General features: G+C 67.4%; 14 protein-coding genes. 10 read left to right on the top strand and 4 right to left on the bottom strand.

What is annotated here, in order from left to right:
- Position 1: 1 nt before the first annotated feature.
- The 3 genes from accB to aat all read left to right on the top strand — a co-directional run bounded on the left by accB (position 2) and on the right by aat (position 2,559).
- Positions 2-496, top strand: coding sequence for an acetyl-CoA carboxylase biotin carboxyl carrier protein (accB, locus tag IFE19_RS07010; protein ID WP_207826762.1), 495 nt, complete (start codon positions 2-4; stop codon positions 494-496).
- Positions 497-504: 8 nt separating this feature from the next.
- Positions 505-1,857 carry an acetyl-CoA carboxylase biotin carboxylase subunit gene (gene accC, locus IFE19_RS07005; protein WP_207826761.1) on the top strand — a complete coding sequence of 451 codons (1,353 nt, stop codon included), beginning with the start codon at positions 505-507 and terminating at the stop codon, positions 1,855-1,857.
- A 96-nt stretch (positions 1,858-1,953) separates the two neighbouring features.
- Positions 1,954-2,559 carry a leucyl/phenylalanyl-tRNA--protein transferase gene (gene aat / locus IFE19_RS07000; RefSeq protein ID WP_263972832.1) on the top strand — a complete coding sequence of 202 codons (606 nt, stop codon included), beginning with the start codon at positions 1,954-1,956 and terminating at the stop codon, positions 2,557-2,559.
- Here aat and IFE19_RS06995 read toward each other — a convergent pair.
- Together IFE19_RS06995 and IFE19_RS06990 are read right to left on the bottom strand one after the other, a co-directional pair.
- Complete coding sequence (locus IFE19_RS06995; protein ID WP_207826759.1) at positions 2,526-3,206, bottom strand: DUF2155 domain-containing protein; 681 nt, start codon at positions 3,204-3,206, stop codon at positions 2,526-2,528. The two genes, aat and IFE19_RS06995, sit on opposite strands and share 34 nt — an antisense overlap.
- The gene (locus tag IFE19_RS06990; RefSeq protein ID WP_207826758.1) at positions 3,203-3,595 is read right to left on the bottom strand and encodes an NADH:ubiquinone oxidoreductase subunit NDUFA12; all 393 of its coding nucleotides are present in this window, start codon (positions 3,593-3,595) and stop codon (positions 3,203-3,205) included. Before IFE19_RS06990 ends, IFE19_RS06995 begins: the two co-directional genes overlap by 4 nt.
- A gap of 218 nt (positions 3,596-3,813) precedes the next feature.
- Here IFE19_RS06990 and IFE19_RS06985 point away from each other — a divergent pair, with 218 nt between their 5' ends.
- The 3 genes from IFE19_RS06985 to IFE19_RS06975 all read left to right on the top strand — a co-directional run bounded on the left by IFE19_RS06985 (position 3,814) and on the right by IFE19_RS06975 (position 7,972).
- Positions 3,814-6,453, top strand: coding sequence for a TSCPD domain-containing protein (locus IFE19_RS06985; protein WP_207826757.1), 2,640 nt, complete (start codon positions 3,814-3,816; stop codon positions 6,451-6,453).
- Positions 6,454-6,512: 59 nt separating this feature from the next.
- Positions 6,513-7,004: a pentapeptide repeat-containing protein gene (locus IFE19_RS06980; RefSeq protein WP_207826756.1), complete on the top strand. Its 492-nt coding sequence runs from the start codon at positions 6,513-6,515 to the stop codon at positions 7,002-7,004.
- Between the two features lie 65 nt (positions 7,005-7,069).
- Positions 7,070-7,972, top strand: a complete 903-nt coding sequence (locus tag IFE19_RS06975) for a pentapeptide repeat-containing protein (RefSeq protein WP_207826754.1) — start codon at positions 7,070-7,072, stop codon at positions 7,970-7,972.
- Positions 7,973-8,043: 71 nt separating this feature from the next.
- Here IFE19_RS06975 and aspS read toward each other — a convergent pair whose 3' ends face one another.
- Positions 8,044-9,873, bottom strand: a complete 1,830-nt coding sequence (gene aspS, locus IFE19_RS06970) for an aspartate--tRNA ligase (RefSeq protein WP_207826752.1) — start codon at positions 9,871-9,873, stop codon at positions 8,044-8,046.
- 174 nt (positions 9,874-10,047) lie between these two features.
- Here aspS and IFE19_RS06965 point away from each other — a divergent pair, with 174 nt between their 5' ends.
- Genes IFE19_RS06965 through IFE19_RS06950 form a run of 4 tightly spaced genes read left to right on the top strand, consistent with a single transcriptional unit; the run spans position 10,048 to position 14,887 of the window.
- A complete protein-coding gene (locus IFE19_RS06965) occupies positions 10,048-10,725 on the top strand; it encodes a P-loop NTPase family protein (RefSeq protein ID WP_207826750.1) in 678 nt (225 codons plus the stop codon).
- A 48-nt stretch (positions 10,726-10,773) separates the two neighbouring features.
- The gene (locus tag IFE19_RS06960; protein WP_207826748.1) at positions 10,774-13,005 is read left to right on the top strand and encodes an RNA degradosome polyphosphate kinase; all 2,232 of its coding nucleotides are present in this window, start codon (positions 10,774-10,776) and stop codon (positions 13,003-13,005) included.
- A complete protein-coding gene (locus tag IFE19_RS06955; protein WP_207826746.1) occupies positions 13,005-14,507 on the top strand; it encodes a Ppx/GppA phosphatase family protein in 1,503 nt (500 codons plus the stop codon). Before IFE19_RS06960 ends, IFE19_RS06955 begins: the two co-directional genes overlap by 1 nt.
- 11 nt (positions 14,508-14,518) lie before the next feature.
- Positions 14,519-14,887: a VOC family protein gene (locus IFE19_RS06950; RefSeq protein ID WP_207826744.1), complete on the top strand. Its 369-nt coding sequence runs from the start codon at positions 14,519-14,521 to the stop codon at positions 14,885-14,887.
- A 6-nt stretch (positions 14,888-14,893) separates the two neighbouring features.
- Here the strand turns inward: IFE19_RS06950 and rnd are convergent, their stop codons facing one another.
- Complete coding sequence (gene rnd, locus IFE19_RS06945) at positions 14,894-16,045, bottom strand: ribonuclease D (protein WP_207826742.1); 1,152 nt, start codon at positions 16,043-16,045, stop codon at positions 14,894-14,896.
- Positions 16,046-16,089 lie beyond the last annotated feature (44 nt).

Below are 16,089 nucleotides of genomic sequence, written 5' to 3'. Positions count from 1 at the left end.
CATGTCCGACGACAAGCACAAGAACGAAGGCATCGACGCCGGCCTGATCCGCAGCCTGGCCGACATCCTGAACGAAACCGACCTGACGGAAATCGAGGTCGAGCGCGGCGAACTGCGTATCCGCGTCGCCCGTGAAGTCACCATGACGGCCGCTGCGCCGATCCAGTACGCCGCCGCTCCGGCTCCGGTCGCCCACGCCGCGCCCGCCGCCGCTCCGGCCTCGATGCCGTCGGACCCGGCCACCATCGTCTCGCGCAAGGGCGAAGAGGTGAAGTCGCCGATGGTCGGCACCGCCTACCTGCAGCCCTCGCCGGAAGCTCCGCAGTTCGTGAAGCCGGGCGACAAGGTCAAGAAGGGCCAGACCCTGCTGATCGTCGAAGCCATGAAGACCATGAACCCGATCCAGGCCCCGCGCGACGGCGTGGTGTCGGAAATCCTGGTGGGCGACGCCCAGCCGGTCGAGTTCGGCGAAGCCCTGGTCCTGCTGGAAGCCTGAGACCGGATATGTTCACCAAGGTCCTGATCGCCAACCGCGGCGAAATCGCCCTGCGCATCCACCGGGCGTGCAAGGAGATGGGCATCTCCACCGTCGCCGTGCACTCCGAAGCCGACCGCGGCGCCATGTGGGTGCGCCTGGCCGACGAAAGCGTCTGCATCGGCCCCGCGCCGGCGGCCAAGTCCTATCTGAACATCCCGCAGATCATCGCGGCGGCCGAAATCACCGGCGCCCAGGCGATCCACCCGGGCTATGGCTTCCTGTCGGAAAACGCCCGCTTCGCTGAGATCATCGAGGCCCACGGCCTGACCTTCATCGGTCCCAAGCCCGAGCACATCCGGGTCATGGGCGACAAGATCACCGCCAAGAAGACGGTCATGGAGGCGGGCATCCCCGTCGTCCCCGGCTCTGACGGCGAGGTCGAAACCGTCGAGGCCGCCATCGAGGCGTCCAAGACCATCGGCTTCCCCCTGATCGTCAAGGCCGCCGCCGGCGGCGGCGGTCGCGGCATGAAGGTCGCCCTGACCGCTGACGACTTGGTCGAGGCCGTCCAGACGGCCCAGACCGAGGCCAAGGCCGCCTTCGGCAACGGCGCCGTCTATATGGAGCGCTACCTCCAGAAGCCGCGCCACATCGAGATCCAGGTCATCGCCGACAGCCACGGCAACGTCGTCCACCTGGGCGAACGCGACTGCTCGCTGCAACGCCGCCACCAGAAGGTGCTGGAAGAGGCCCCCTCGCCCGCCCTGTCGGCCGAGGGTCGCAAGAAGATCGGCGAGACGGTCAACAAGGCCATCGCCGCCATCGGCTACCTGGGCGTCGGCACCATCGAGTTCCTGTGGGAAGACGGAGAGTTCTTCTTCATCGAGATGAACACCCGCCTGCAGGTCGAACACCCGGTCACGGAAATGATCACCGGCGTCGATCTGGTGCGCGAACAGGTCCGCATCGCCGCCGGCCTGCCGCTGTCGTTCACGCAGGACGACATCCACTTCGAGGGTCACTCCATCGAAGTGCGGATCAATGCCGAGAACGCCGAGACCTTCACCCCGTCGCCGGGCACGATCACGGACTTCCACGCCCCGGGCGGCCTGGGCGTGCGTCTGGATAGCGCCATCTACGCCGGCTATTCGATCCCGCCCTACTACGACAGCCTGATCGGCAAGCTGATCGTCCACGGTCGTGACCGCGAGGAAGCCCTGGCTCGCCTCAAGCGCAGCCTGGGTGAAATGGTCATCGGCGGCGTCGACACCACCATCCCCCTGTTCCAGAAGCTGTTGCAGGAGCCCGATATTCTGTCGGGCGACTACGACATCCACTGGCTGGAGAAATGGGCCGCCGCCCAGAAGGCCAAGGCCTAACCCCTCTTGGACGAACCCGAGTTCAGCGCCAGCAGCCCCTCCAGCGTCTTCGGACCCGAGGAGTTGCTGGCCTGCTACGCTCGCGGCGTCTTTCCCATGGCCGAGGCGCGCGACGATCCGCGCGTCTTTCTGGTCGAGCCGGACCAGCGGGGCGTCGTGCCGCTGGATCGCTTCCACATCCCCACGCGCCTGCGCCGCACCGTCCGGGGCGAGCCCTTTCAGGTGCGCGTGGACACGGCCTTCGCCGCCGTGCTGGGCGCCTGCGCCGCGTCCATGCCGGGGCGCGAGGACACCTGGATCAATGATCCGATCCGCCGCCTCTATCTGGAACTGCACGCACGCGGCCACGCCCACAGCCTCGAGTGCTGGCGGGACGAGTTTCTGGTCGGCGGTCTCTATGGCGTGACGCTGGGCGGCGCCTTCTTCGGCGAGAGCATGTTTAGCCGGGAGCGCGATGCATCAAAGGTCGCTCTGGTCCACTTGGTGGCGCGGCTGCGAAAGGGCGGCTGGAGCTTGCTGGACGCCCAGTTCCTGACCGAGCACCTCAGTCAGTTCGGCGCGGTCGAGACGCCGCAGGCGGCCTATCTGCGGCTGCTGAAGCCCGCCCTGCGCCTGACGCCTGACAAGTCGGCCCTTTCCGCGCCCCTGACAGGGGCGGAGGCCGTAGCCTATGCCTTACAGCCGACCACCCAGGCGTCGTAGATCGGGTGTTGCAGGCCGCTGACGCCCGGCGATGAGGCGAACATCCAGCCCTTGAAGATCTGACGCGCCTCGGTCGGCACGGCGATCCCGCGCGGCTGAACCCCGACTTCCAGATAGGCGATGGCGTCCTCGGTCTGTTCGTCGGACGCCGAGACCTCGCAAGCCCGAGCGCTGAAGATCAGGGTCTTGTTGAAGCGCACCGGACGGCCGCCCACCTCGACCTCGAACCGCATGGATTCGGCAGTGACCTTGTCGATGGCCTGAACGATGGCGACCGGCCGACGCTGACGACGCCCCGGCGTGGCGACTGGCTCAGCTGCCGGTTTGGGCGCTTCAGCCTCGGCTTCAGGCGGGATGTCTTCCTGCACGGCGGCGATCTCGGCCTCGGGCGTCACGACAACAACCGGCGTGCCGGGTGCAGCCGTCGTGGCCGTCGAGGACGCCGGCCCCTGAACCGAAGGCGCCGAAGGCGTCGCCTGCGGGTTCTGAAGAGGGGTGCGGTTGGTGTCCCGTAGCAGATCGCCGACCGGATCCTGAACCGGCACGGCGTCCTGCGGCAAATCCATCAGGGCGTTGGCCATGCCGGCGCCCGCGACCGCCAGTCCCGCTGCCGCCACGCCGACAAGCAGGAGGCGGCGCAGGGTCATTCCGGGCTCCAGGCCTGATAGTCGCCGGTGGCGGCGGGGCGCTTGCCCTCATTGGCCAGCGAACCCTGCGGACGCCACGCCATCGGCGTGCCGGTCAGGTTCGGCAAGTGTTCCTTTTCCCAGGCGCGACGCGGCAGCGGCTTCTCGACCGGGGTCTCGTCATAGGTGTAGCGCAGCCAGCCCTGCCATTCCGGCGGAACCTTCGACGCCTCGGCATAGCCGTCATAGATGACCCAGCGGCGCTTGCGCCCGTCATAGCTGACGTTATCGCGCGACTGGTAATAGCGGTTGCCGAATTCGTCCGTGCCGACCAACTGGCCGCGTTTGCCGACGGTGAACAGGGTGCCGATCGTGGCGCCGTTCCACCAGGTGAAGATCTTGCTCAGCACGTCGTCGAACCTACTCGAATCCCGTCGCCCGGGGAGGTCCGGCGACGCGGCGTGATCATAGAAACCGCAGCCGCCCGCGTCCAGCCCGAGAGCGGCATAGAGCGCCGCCGCCCGACATCAACATCTTGGGGGTAACCCGTCGCATGGACCCAAGATTTATTGAAACGCCTTCTGAGGCGTCGTTAATGTCGCGATCAGGACACGCGCGGAGACGTCTGATGCGCATCAAGCCCCGTTTCGCTCCCCTGGCCGCCACCGTGGCGCTGGACCCTCGCCTGATCGAACGCCCCGGCGCCATGACGCCGACGCTGGCGCCCGCCGACTGGTCGGACGCCCGTGTGGAGGCCTGGCTGGACTGGGCCCAGAGCTTGCCGACAGACCTGCCGGCAAGCGCCGTCGCTCTGGACGAAGATCACGCCGCCTGGCTGGGCGGAGCCGCTGACAACTGGGCCCATCGCCTTGGGGCCTGGGGTCATGAGCTGGGCCTGTTCGACAGCGCCGAAGAGGTCGAAATCTTCACAGACGAACTGTGGGCCTCGCTGCTGCTCGGCCTGGCCGCGCCCCAGACCCGCCAGACCCCTTCCTCCGTTCCGACCTGCCTGTCTCTGATCGAACCCGGCGCTGCGCGAAGCCTGGCGGATCTGACCGCCGCCCGACGGGGCGAGCGTCTGGCGGGACGCGCCGCCGAGGCCCTGGCTGATGCATTGAAGGGCGTCGCCAACGCCGTGGACCGCTGCGAAGGCCCGCGAGAGGCTTGCGCCGACCCCGTCGCCAATCCAGCCTTGGCCCGCGCCGCCCTGATCGCCCGCCGCTGCGGCGCGAGCGACGCCGATATCATTCGCGCCGTCGAGGGCGAAATCCAGACAGTCGCCCTGGCCGCACCAGCCACCCACGTTCTGACGCCCGTCCTGGCTCCACGCGACGCCATCGCCTCAGGCGGTCCCGAAGCCCTGGCCGTGGCCGCGGCCGCGCTGGAAGGTGACCTGGCGCTGACCTTTACGCCACGCGACGCCGAAACCCTCACCGACAGCGTCCTTGAAGCCCGCGTCGCCCTGAACCTGCCGGCCCTGGCCGCTGTCGCAGGTGAGCATTTCAACGAGGCTCTGGACGATCTGACCCGGCTCTGGGTCGTGGCGCTGGAGATCGAGACCGCCATCAGCGCCAGCTCGCCAAGGCGCGACGCCGTCCGCCCCATCGCCCTGGGTTTGTCCGGCCTGGCCGACTGGACCATCGCGGCCAACGCTGAGAGCCCGACCGCCCTTGCCGCTTCAGCCGGCGCGTGCGTTTCAGCCGCGGCCAGCGCCGCCTCGACCGATCTCGCCGCCCTGCTCGGCCGCTGCGCCGAATGGGACGCCGCCAGCGATGAAGTCGTCGACGCCACTGTCCAGCGCGGTCAGGATACCAAGGCCCTGAAACGCTGCGGCCGTCGCCATGCCGCCATCAGCCTGTTCGTGCGAGATCCTGAGCTGGAACTGCGCCTCGGCGCCTCGCCATTCGCCGCCACTGACCTTTTCCAGACCGAGGACGGCGAAACCGAGCGTCGCCTGCGCCCTTCTCTGTCCCGCGCCATCGTCCGCGCCGGCGGCGACGTTGAGAGCGCCGAGCGCCGCCTGTTCGGTCGTCGCACCCTGGTCGGCGCGCCCGGCGTCAACCATTCGGCCCTTCGCGACCTGGGCTTCACCGACGTAGAGCTAGAGGCCGTCGAGCTCGCCCTGGGTCAAACGGACCAACTGCCGGCGGTCTTCGCTCCGCCTGTGCTGGACGCGGGCTTCATCGGCGATGTTCTGGGCCTGTCAGTTGAGGATGGCGCGGACCTTCTGCCACGGCTCGGCTTTGACGCCGGTGCGATAGAGGCCGCGCGCACCTATGCCTTCGGCCACGCCGAGCTGTCCGGCTGGGAGGCCGCACCCGAGGCCCTGCGTGACTTGCTGGCCGCCGATCCCGTCGCCTTCGAAGCTGAGCTGCGGCGCGCGATCGAGCCGTTCAGCGACGCGCCCGACACCTCGCCCGACCTGATCGACTGGCGTTTCGGTTCGCTTCAGGCCGCCCGCACCCTGGGTCAGGCCGCCCGTGACGGTCGCCGCGCCGTCGTCATGCGCCGCGCAGCCCCGCCTGCCGATTTCCACCTGGACCTGCCCGAGGCCGACGCCCCCGTTCAGCGCCGCGCCGAGCCGGAATCCAAGGCGGTCGAACGCGTGATCGAGAAGGTCATCGAGCGCGACCGCACCCGCCGTAAGCTGCCTGACCGCCGCAAGGGCTATATCCAGAAGGCGGCTGTGGGCGGCCACAAGGTCTATATCCACACCGGCGAGTACGAAGACGGTGAACTGGGCGAAATCTTCATCGACATGCACAAGGAAGGCGCCGCCTTCCGCAGCCTGATGAACAACTTCGCCATCGCCATCTCGATCGGCCTGCAATACGGCGTGCCGCTGGACGAGTTCGTCGACGCCTTCGTCTTCACCCGGTTCGAGCCCGCCGGACGCGTGACCGGCAACGATTCAATCCGGTCCGCGACCTCCATTCTCGACTATATCTTCCGCGAGCTGGGCGTCTCCTATCTGGAGCGTCAGGAACTGGCCAACGCTGAGCCCGAGGGCAATCCCGATGGCCTGGGCGTGGCCACGAACGACGCCGAGCCCGTGCCCGCCGCCCGGTTCATTTCCAAAGGCTTCGCGCGCGGAGCCGCGCCCGACAATCTCGTCGTCGTCCCATTTGGACGCAAGTCCGAGGCGCCCCGCGACACGCTCCCGACCGAGGCCGTCGCCTGTCCCGCCTGCGGCGACTTCAGCCTGCAGAATCGCGGCGGAGGTTGGATTTGCGACACATGCGGGGCCGCGCCGCAGATGCAGGGCTAGGCGGGACTCGCTTTCGGCCCGCTTCTTGCTGAGATGGCTTCAAATCCCGGAGCCTTCGCATGAACCGTCTCGCAATCGCACTCGTCGCCTCGCTGGTCGCCGCTACGGCCCTGCCCGCCGTCGCCCAGAACGCCTCGCAAATCAGCCGCGTGCGCGGCGGCGCCAGCTGCCCCGGCTGCAATCTGTTCCAGGGCGATTTTTCAGGCATGGAGGTGCGCGGTCTCAATCTGGCCGGCGCCCGCCTGCGTCAAGCCGACCTCAGCCTGACGGTGATGAACCGCACCCGCTTCTCGCGCGCCGACATGCGCGACGTCGAAGCCTATGGCGGCGTCTTCTCCGGCTCGAACTTCGCCGGGGCGGACCTGACCAACGCCAGCTTCGTCGGCGCCTATCTGGACGGCTCCACCATGTCGGGCGCCAAGCTCAGCGGGACCAACCTGTCCGGCGCCCAGCTGGCGCGTGCCATCGGCCTGACGCAAGGCCAACTGAACCAGGCCTGCGGCGACGACGCCACCGTCCTGCCGTCAGGCCTGCGCATTCCCGCCTGTTGAGAGCCCCCATCGTTACCACGATTTAAGTAGGGTTTTTCGAGCGATGGGCGCATCTAGGTAGCGTGATGAAACGCCCGCTCGTCCTTCTCCGTCGCCTGGCTCCAGCAGCCGCTGCCCTCACCGGCGCGCTGGTCGCCGCCCCCGCCTTCGCCGGCGTGGTCAGCCTGTCGCAGATGCAGGACCGCGACGTCGCCCGCATGGTTTCACTCGGCGGCAGTTGCAACCGCTGCGAACTGTCCGGCCGCGATCTGTCGGGCGCCACCTTTACCGGGGCCAGTTTCACCAACGCCACCCTGGTCGGCGCCACCCTGCGCGGCGCCGAACTGATCGGCTCCAACTTCGCGGGCAGTGACTTCAGCCGCGCCGACATGCGCGGCGTCGAAATGGTCGGCGCCAACTTCCAGGGCAGCACCTTCGCCAGCGCCAATCTGACCGGCGCCGAGGCCACAGGCGCCAACCTGATCCAGACCAACCTCCAGGACGCCAACCTGTCCTCGGCGGAGCTGAACGGCGTCAACTTCAATCGCGCCGTCCTGGTGCGCACCCGCTTCAACAGCAGCGAGATGTTTGGCGCCACCCTGGCCAATGTTCGCGCCACGGGCGCCGACTTCACCAGCGCTGAGATCAACGCCTCCAACCTGTCCAACGGGGTGTTCGACCGGGCTTCGTTCCGCGAAGCCTCGCTAGACAGCGCCCGTCTGACCGGCGCCAGTTTTGACGGTGCGAACTTCTCGGGCGCCTCGATGCGGCGAACCGATATTCGCGGCGCCGACCTGTCCAACGCCCGCGGTTTGACCCAGGATCAGGTGCACGACGCCTGCGGCGACGGTGCGACCCGCCTGCCTAACGGCCTGACCGTGCGGTCGTGCGGCGGCGGCGGCATCCGCGTCATTCGGACACCTCCGACCCCTCCTGCGCCGCCGGTACCGCCGCGCCAACGCAATCTGGTCGTCGCCTCGGGCCACTAGCCCCTTAGACCCCCAAAGAAAAAGGGCGGCCCGCGAAGGCCGCCCTTTCCAATTCAACTGACGGTCGCCGCCTACTTGAGCGGCAGGGCCGTGCGGATCGACAGTTCCTTCAGTTGCTTGTCGGCCGCCTCGGCCGGCGCGCTCATCAGCAGGTCCTGACCCTGCTGGTTCAGCGGGAAGGCGATGACTTCGCGGATGGCCGTCTGGTTGGCCAGCAGCATGACGATACGGTCGATGCCGGGGGCCAGACCGCCGTGCGGCGGGGCGCCGAAGCGGAAGGCGTTCAGCATGCCGCCGAACTGCTCCTCGACCACCGAGGCGTCGTAGCCGGCGATCTCGAAGGCCTTCAGCATGATCTCGGCCTTGTGGTTCCGGATCGCGCCCGAGCACAGCTCATAGCCGTTGCAGACGATGTCATACTGATAGGCGCGGATGGTCAGCGGGTCCTGGGTCTCCAGGGCCTCCATGCCGCCCTGCGGCATCGAGAAGGGGTTGTGGCTGAAATCGACCTTCTTCTCTTCTTCCGACCATTCGAACATCGGGAAGTCGACGATCCAGCAGAATTTGAACTGCTCCTCGTCGACCAGCTTCAGCTCTGTGCCGACGCGGGTGCGAGCCAGACCGGCGAACTTGGCGAAGACGGCGGGGTCGCCGGCGGTGAAGAAGGCGGCGTCGCCCTTGCCCAGCCCCAGCGAGGTCATCAGGGCCTCGGTCGGCTCCTGGCCCAGGTTCTTGGCGATAGGACCGCCCCAGGCCTGCTGATCGTCCGACCAGAAGATGTAGCCCAGACCCGGCTGGCCCTCGCCCTGCGCCCAGGAGTTCATGCGGTCGCAGAAGGCGCGCGAACCGCCGGTCGGCGCCGGGATGGCCCAGACGGCGTTCTTGGCGTCAGCGCCGAGGATCTTGGCGAACAGGCCGAAGCCGCCGTCACGGAAGTGGTCCGAGACGTCCTGCATCTTGATCGGGTTGCGCAGGTCCGGCTTGTCCGAGCCGTACCACTTCATCGACTGGGCATAGGTCAGGCGCTCAAAGCCCTTGTGCTCGAACGTGTCGCCGAAGTCGTTGGTGAAGGTGTGGACGCCGTCGATAGGCGACACCGGCTTGCCTTCGCCGAATTCGTTGAAGACGCCGTTCATCAGCGGCTCGATGGCGGCGAAAACGTCTTCCTGGGTGACGAAGCTCATCTCGACGTCGAGCTGGTAGAATTCCAGCGAACGGTCGGCGCGCAGGTCTTCGTCGCGGAAGCAGGGCGCGATCTGGAAGTAGCGGTCGAAGCCCGACACCATCAGCAGTTGCTTGAACTGCTGCGGAGCCTGCGGCAGGGCGTAGAACTTGCCCGGGTGCATGCGCGACGGCACCAGGAAGTCGCGCGCGCCTTCCGGCGACGACGCCGTCAGGATCGGGGTCTGATACTCAAGGAAGCCCTGCTCGACCATGCGCTGGCGGATCGAATGGATCACCTTGGAGCGCAGGACGATGTTCTTGTGCAGGGTTTCGCGGCGCAGGTCGAGGAAGCGGTTCTTGAGGCGAATCTCTTCCGGGTATTCCGGCTCGCCAAAGACCGGCAGCGGCAGCTCGGCGGCTTCCGACAGGACCTCGACCGACAGGACGCGGACTTCGATCTCGCCGGTCGGCAGGTTGGCGTTGGTGGTTTCCGCCGAGCGGCTGACCACTTCGCCGTCAATCTTGATGACGCTTTCAGCGCGCAGACGCTCGACAGCTTCAAAGCCCGGCGTCTCCGGGTGCAGCACCAGTTGGGTCAGGCCGTAGTGGTCGCGCAGGTCGATGAACAGCAGGCCGCCGTGGTCGCGCTTGCGATGGACCCAGCCCGACAGACGAACATTCGCGCCCGCATCCGTCGAACGGAGGGCGCCGCAGGTATGGGTGCGATAGGCGTGCATGATCGGATATCGTCTGAAAACGGCTGTAGAACAGCGTGAATTAGGAGGGGCGAAAGGCCCATCATCGCCCCGGAAAGTCAAGGCTGGCGGCTAAATCCACAGCGTCTCACGGTTGTCCACCGCCGCCGGGAACCTGCCCACAGCGCATCCGGCGGCCTCTGCTATGGTCTCCCGATGACCGCACTCGGTTCCGACATCCGGCAACTGCGCCTGCCCCTGCGGCAGGAGGCGTCGCAACGCGCGGCTGATTTCGTGGTGTCCGAATCCAATGCGGCCGCGACCTCGGTGCTGGCGACCTGGCCCGAAATGGCCGGTTCGGTCCTGTCGATCTTCGGTCCGCCGGGCAGCGGCAAGAGCCACCTGGCCGCCGCCTGGGTCGAGCGCACGGGCGCCGTCGCCCTGCACGGGGCCGAGGCCGCCCTGGTCGATCCGCTGGAGCTCGAGGGCCAGATCGTCCTGCTGGATCGCGCCCAGGACGCAGACGACGAGAGCCTGTTCCACCTGATCAACCTGACGCAGTCGGGCGGCGGCGCCCTGCTGCTGGTGTCGCGCGATCCACCGGCGGCCTGGGCCTGCGACCTGCCCGACCTGCGCTCGCGCTTGAACGCCATCCGCACCGTGGGCATCGAAGCGCCCGATGACGTCGTGCTGGGAGCCATGCTGAAGCGCGCCTTCGCCACTCGCAACATCACGCCGGGCGACGAGGTCATCGACTATCTGGCCCGCCGCATCGATCGCTCGGCCGACGCGGTCGAACGCATCGTCGACCAGTTGGACGCCTATCACCGGCCGGTCACCCGTGTTCTGGCCCGCCAGGTCCTGGGCGACAGCGACGAGATGTCTGACGGATAACGCCACATCGCGGTTGCAGCCGTCACAGGCCCGCGCGACAACACTCAAATGACTGAAATCGCGCCCATCGCCGTCGACACCACCGGTGAGGAAGTCCCTTCCTCGCGCGCCCCGCAGCTGGAGCTGTCCGAGGCCCTGATGACCTCGCCCGAGCGCTTCATCAACCGCGAGCTGTCGTGGCTGGCCTTCAATGGGCGCGTGCTGGAGGAAGCCGCCAACGAAGGCCATCCGCTGCTGGAGCGGGTCCGCTTCCTGTCAATCTCGGCCAACAACCTCGATGAGTTCTTCATGACCCGCGTGGCGGGCCTGAAGGGTCAGGTGCGCGAGCGTGTCCGCGTCGTCTCGCCCGACGGTCTGACGCCCGCCGAACAGCTGGAACAGGTCAACGCCGCCGCCGGGGGCCTGATGGCCGAACAGCAGCGCCGCTGGCGCGTCCTGCGCAAGGAAATGGCCGCCGCCGGGATCGAGGTGGTCGAAGGCTCAAAGATCACCCGCACCGAACGCGAACGGTTGGAGCCCGAGTTCCTCAGCCAGTTGTTCGCCGTGCTGACGCCGATGGCGATCGATCCGGCCCACCCCTTCCCCTTCCTGCCCAACCTGGGCTTCTCGCTGGCGCTGAAGCTGCGCCGCAACAGCGACAACCGCGTCCTCTACGCCCTGGTGCCGGTGCCGACCCAGGTGCGTCGCTTCTGGGCCCTGGCGACGGACGGGCGCTCGGCGCCGGGCCGCAAGCGCTTCGTCTCGCTGGAAAACCTGCTGCTGCTCTTCATCGACCACCTCTTCCCGGGGTGCGAAATCCTGGAAAAGGGCCTGTTCCGCCTGATCCGCGACTCGGACATCGAGATCGAGGAAGAGGCCGAGGACCTGGTCATGGAGTTCGAGGAAGCGTTGAAGCAGCGCCGCATGGGCTCGGTCGTCCGCATCAAGATCCAGGCGTCGATGCCCGAGGACCTGCGCAACTTCATCATCGCCGAACTGCACGCCCAGCCGCAGGACGTGGTTCTGGTCGAGGGGATGTTGGGTCTGGCGCAGCTGGCCGAACTGATCCCCGGCGGCCACCCGGACCTGAAGTTCAAGGGCTATGAGCCGCGCTATCCCGAGCGGGTGCGCGACAACGGCGGCGACATCTTCGCGGCCGTTCGCGAAAAGGACATGCTGATCCACCACCCGTTCGAAAGCTTCGACGTGGTGGTCCAGTTCCTGCGTCAGGCGGCCCGCGATCCGAACGTCATCGCCATCAAGCAGACCCTGTATCGCACCTCCAAGGACAGCCCCATCGTCGCGGCCCTGATCGAGGCGGCCGAAAACGGCAAGAACGTCACCGCCTTGATCGAACTGAAGGCGCGTTTTGACGAAGAGGCCAACCTGCGCTGGGCGCGGCAGATGGAACGGGCCGGCGTCCACGTCGTCTTCGGCTTCGTCGAGTACAAGACCCACGCCAAGCTGAGCGTCGTGGTGCGGCGCGAGGGCGACGCCTTGCGCACCTACTGCCACTTCGGCACCGGCAACTATCACCCGACCACGGCCAAGATCTACACTGACCTCAGCCTGTTCACCTGCAACCCGGTCCTGGGCCAGGATGCGACGCGGGTGTTCAACTACATCACCGGCTACGCCGAGCCCGACGAGCTGGAAGCCCTGGTCGTTTCGCCGCTGAACATGAAAACCTCCCTGCTGGAAATGATCGGCAAGGAGATGTCAGCCGCCGCCAAGGGCAAGCCCGCCGCCATCTGGGCCAAGATGAACGCCCTGGTCGATCCCGAGATCATTGACGCCCTGTATCGCGCCAGTCAGTGGGGCGTGCGCATCGAACTGGTCATTCGCGGCATCTGCTGCCTGCGCCCCGGCGTGCCGGGCCTGTCAGAGAACATCCGGGTCAAGTCGATCGTCGGCCGCTTCCTGGAGCACAGCCGCATCATCGCCTTCGCCAACGGCCACGACCTGCCCAGCAACAAGGCCCGCCTCTACATCTCGTCCGCCGACTGGATGCCGCGCAATCTGGACCGCCGGGTCGAACTGATGACGCCGATCCTGAACGCCACGGTCCACGATCAGGTGCTGGATCAGATCATGGTCGCCAACCTGAAGGACGACGCCCAGAGCTGGACCCTGGCTGCTGACGGAACCTATCACCGCGTCACGCCCTCCGGTCCTGAACGTCCCTTCTCGGCCCACAAGTATTTCATGACCAATCCCAGCCTGTCGGGCCGCGGCCGCAAGGTGAAGACCCTGCCCGGCGCCCTGTCCTATGCAGGGCTCAAGGCCCGGAAGCGCCGCTGATGGGCGTCGAGGCCGAATATCCGTCGCGTCAGATCGCCGTCATCGACATCGGCTCCAACTCGGTGCGTCTGGTGCTTTATCGGCTGGAAGGCCGGGCCGTCTGGACCATGTTCAACGAAAAGGTCCTGGCCGGTCTGGGCCGTGATCTGGCCACGACCAAGCGTCTGTCTGTGCCCGGCGTCGTCTCGGCCATGACGGCGCTGCGCCGCTTCGCCGCCGTCATCGAAGGGGTCCAGCCGGACCAGACCATCATCGCCGCCACCGCCGCTGTGCGAGAAGCCGAGGACGGCGCCGGGTTCTGCGCTCGGGTCGCCGCCGAAACCGGTCTGCAGGTCCGCGTCCTCAGCGGCGAGGAAGAAGCCCGATATTCGGCGCTCGGCGTCCTGGCCGGCGCGCCGGCATCACGCGGCGTGGCCGCCGACATGGGCGGCGCCAGCCTGGAGCTGACCCGCATCGGCAACGGCGGCCGCAACCGGCCGCTGGACAAGGGCGTGACCCTGCCGCTCGGCCCCTTCGCCCTGACCGATCCCAAGGGGTTCGACGTCGACCGCCTGCGCTCGCGCATCGCCAAGCGGCTGGCTCCGGTGGCCGAGGCCTACGCCACGACCGATCTGCACGCCGTCGGCGGCGCCTGGCGCAGCCTGGCCCAGATGCACATGGCCATGACCGATCATCCGCTGCGGATCGTCCACGAATACGCCATGAGCGCCGCCGACGCGCGCGACCTGGCCCGTCTGGTGGCGCGTCAGTCCAGGGCCTCGCTGGAGAAGCTGCCGGGCGTATCAAAGCGCAGGGCGGAAACCCTGCCCTACGCCGCCCTGGTGCTGGACGGACTGATCGAGGCCCTGAGCCTGAAATCCATCACCTTCTCCGCCTGGGGCGTGCGCGAGGGCCTGCTCTACGCTGGCCTGTCGCCCGAGATGGCGGCGGTCGATCCCCTGCTGGCCGGCTGTTCCGCCTGGGGCGGACGTCAGGGCGTTGACCCCGCCCTGCCCCGCGCGCTGGACGGCTGGCTGCAGCCGGTCGTCTCGGCCATGCCCGAGGCCTTCGGCGAGGAGCGCGACGCCCTGCTGACCGCCTCGGTCTGTCGTCTGGCCGACCTCGGCGCGCGGCTGCACCCCGACCACCGCGTCGATCTGGTCTTCGATCAGGTGCTGCGCTCGCCCATTCCGGGCCAGACCCACGCCGAGCGCGCCTTCCTCGCCGTCGCCATGAACGCCCGCTATGGCGGCGAGGCCAAGACGCCGTCGCCGAACGTGGTGGACCGCCTGTTGCCCCCAGCCGGCCAGAAACGCGCCCGCGCCCTGGGCCTGGCCATGCGACTGGCCTGCGACCTGTCGGGTCGCTCGCCGCAACTGCTGGCCAACGCCGCCGCCACCGTCGAAAAAGGCGCGCTGCGCATCACGGCGGCCGAGGGCTATGCCGACATGCTTCTGGGGGAACAGACCCGCCGTCGCGCCAAGGCCCTGGCCGAGGCCATGAACCTGACGCTGAGAATCTAGAGGAACGATCCATGCCCGTGACCGGAATCGGCGGCTTCTTCTTCCGCTCCAGAGACACCAAGGCCCTGGCCGACTGGTATCTGACCCACCTCGGCGTCGGGGCGCCGGAAAACGTCTGGATCTGGAACCAGCAGGCCGGACCGACCGTCTTCGCGCCGTTCAAGGAAGACAGCGACTATTTCGCCGCCGACCACCGCTGGATGCTGAACCTGCGGGTCGAGGGGCTGGACGACCTGATCGCCTCGCTGAAAGCCGCCGGGATCGAGGTCATCACCAAGCCGGAATGGGACGCAACCCCCGAGATCGGACGCTTTGCGCGCATCCACGATCCCGAGGGCAATCCGATCGAGCTGTGGGAGCCGGCGTCACCGCCAGCATAATCCCGACTAGCCTTCGATTTCGACGACTTCGACGCGCGAGCCGTTCAGAACCAGGGCGATCTCGCCCTTCTTGAGCTTCAGGGCGTCGTCGCCGAACAGCTGGCGGCGCCAGCCCTTCATGGCCTCGACGTCGGCGTTGTCGTCATTGGCGATCTTTTCCAGATCGGCGACGTTGGCGATCAGCTTGGTGGCCACGCCGGCGTTGTCGCTCTTGGCCTTCAGCAGCACCTTCAGCAGTTCCACCACCGACGGCGGGGCTGGCTGGCTGTGCGCCGGGCGCTCCAGCTTGGGCGCATGGGCTTCCGGGTCAGCCAGGACGCGCTTCAGTTCAGCGGCCAGTTCCAGACCCAGGCGCGAACCGCCAAAGCCCTTGGGCACCGAACGCAGGCGGTTGAAGGCCTCAGGGTCGGTCGGGGCCTGAACCGCGATCTCGTCGATGCCCTCGTCCTTGAGGATGCGGCCGCGCGGCTGATCGCGTTCCTGGGCCGCGCGCTCGCGCCAGACGGCGGTGGCGACAAAGGCGGCCAGGTATTTGGCGCTGAACTTCTTGGGCTTCAGGCGCTTCCACGCATTCTCGGGCGTGGTGTCATAGAGGGCCGGATCGGTCAGGGCGCCCATTTCGGACATGACCCAGTCCAGACGACCTTCCTTCTGAAGCCGGTCGCGCAGCTTGGGATAGAGCGCGGCCAGGTGGGTCACGTCGCCCAGGGCATAGACCAGCTGCGCCTCCGACAGCGGACGGCGCGCCCAGTCGGTGAAGCGGCTGCCCTTGTCCAGTTCCTGACGCAGCATCTGGCGCACCAGCTGCTCATAGCTGACCTGATCGCCGAAGCCGGCGGCCATGGCCGCGACCTGGGTGTCGAACATGGGCTTGGGCATGGCGCCCAAGCGGTTGAAGATTTCGACGTCCTGGCGGGCGGCGTGGAAGACCTTGATGATCGATTCGTCGCGCAGCAGGGCGAGGAAGGGCTCCAGGTTCAGATCCTCGGCCATCGGATCGATGATGGCGGCGTCCGTCGGCGAAGCGGCCTGGATCAGGCAAAGCTTGGGCCAGTAGGTCGTCTCGCGCATGAATTCGGTATCGACCGTGATGAACGGGGCCTTGGCCAGACGTTCACAGAACTCGATTAGCGCGTCATTGGTGGTGATTGGCGTCATTCCGATGCTATAGCCCCGCGCGACGCCGTTGTGGCAAGAGCGCC

Source organism: Brevundimonas pondensis, assembly GCF_017487345.1.
Taxonomy (GTDB): Bacteria; Pseudomonadota; Alphaproteobacteria; order Caulobacterales; family Caulobacteraceae; genus Brevundimonas; species Brevundimonas pondensis.
This window is presented reverse-complemented; position numbering and strand designations above follow the sequence as displayed.

Bases quoted from the DNA above. Each gene is read 5' to 3' on its own strand.
- accC (WP_207826761.1), top strand. From the start codon at position 505: ATGTTCACCAAGGTCCTGATCGCCAACCGCGGCGAAATCGCCCTGCGC.
- IFE19_RS06995 (WP_207826759.1), bottom strand. From the start codon at position 3,206: ATGACCCTGCGCCGCCTCCTGCTTGTCGGCGTGGCGGCAGCGGGACTG.
- IFE19_RS06955 (WP_207826746.1), top strand. From the start codon at position 13,005: ATGGGCGTCGAGGCCGAATATCCGTCGCGTCAGATCGCCGTCATCGAC.
- rnd (WP_207826742.1), bottom strand. From the start codon at position 16,045: ATGACGCCAATCACCACCAATGACGCGCTAATCGAGTTCTGTGAACGT.
- aspS (WP_207826752.1), bottom strand. From the start codon at position 9,873: ATGCACGCCTATCGCACCCATACCTGCGGCGCCCTCCGTTCGACGGAT.
- aat (WP_263972832.1), top strand. From the start codon at position 1,954: ATGGCCGAGGCGCGCGACGATCCGCGCGTCTTTCTGGTCGAGCCGGAC.
- IFE19_RS06960 (WP_207826748.1), top strand. From the start codon at position 10,774: ATGACTGAAATCGCGCCCATCGCCGTCGACACCACCGGTGAGGAAGTC.
- accB (WP_207826762.1), top strand. From the start codon at position 2: ATGTCCGACGACAAGCACAAGAACGAAGGCATCGACGCCGGCCTGATC.
- IFE19_RS06975 (WP_207826754.1), top strand. From the start codon at position 7,070: ATGAAACGCCCGCTCGTCCTTCTCCGTCGCCTGGCTCCAGCAGCCGCT.
- IFE19_RS06950 (WP_207826744.1), top strand. From the start codon at position 14,519: ATGCCCGTGACCGGAATCGGCGGCTTCTTCTTCCGCTCCAGAGACACC.
- IFE19_RS06980 (WP_207826756.1), top strand. From the start codon at position 6,513: ATGAACCGTCTCGCAATCGCACTCGTCGCCTCGCTGGTCGCCGCTACG.
- IFE19_RS06965 (WP_207826750.1), top strand. From the start codon at position 10,048: ATGACCGCACTCGGTTCCGACATCCGGCAACTGCGCCTGCCCCTGCGG.
- IFE19_RS06985 (WP_207826757.1), top strand. From the start codon at position 3,814: ATGCGCATCAAGCCCCGTTTCGCTCCCCTGGCCGCCACCGTGGCGCTG.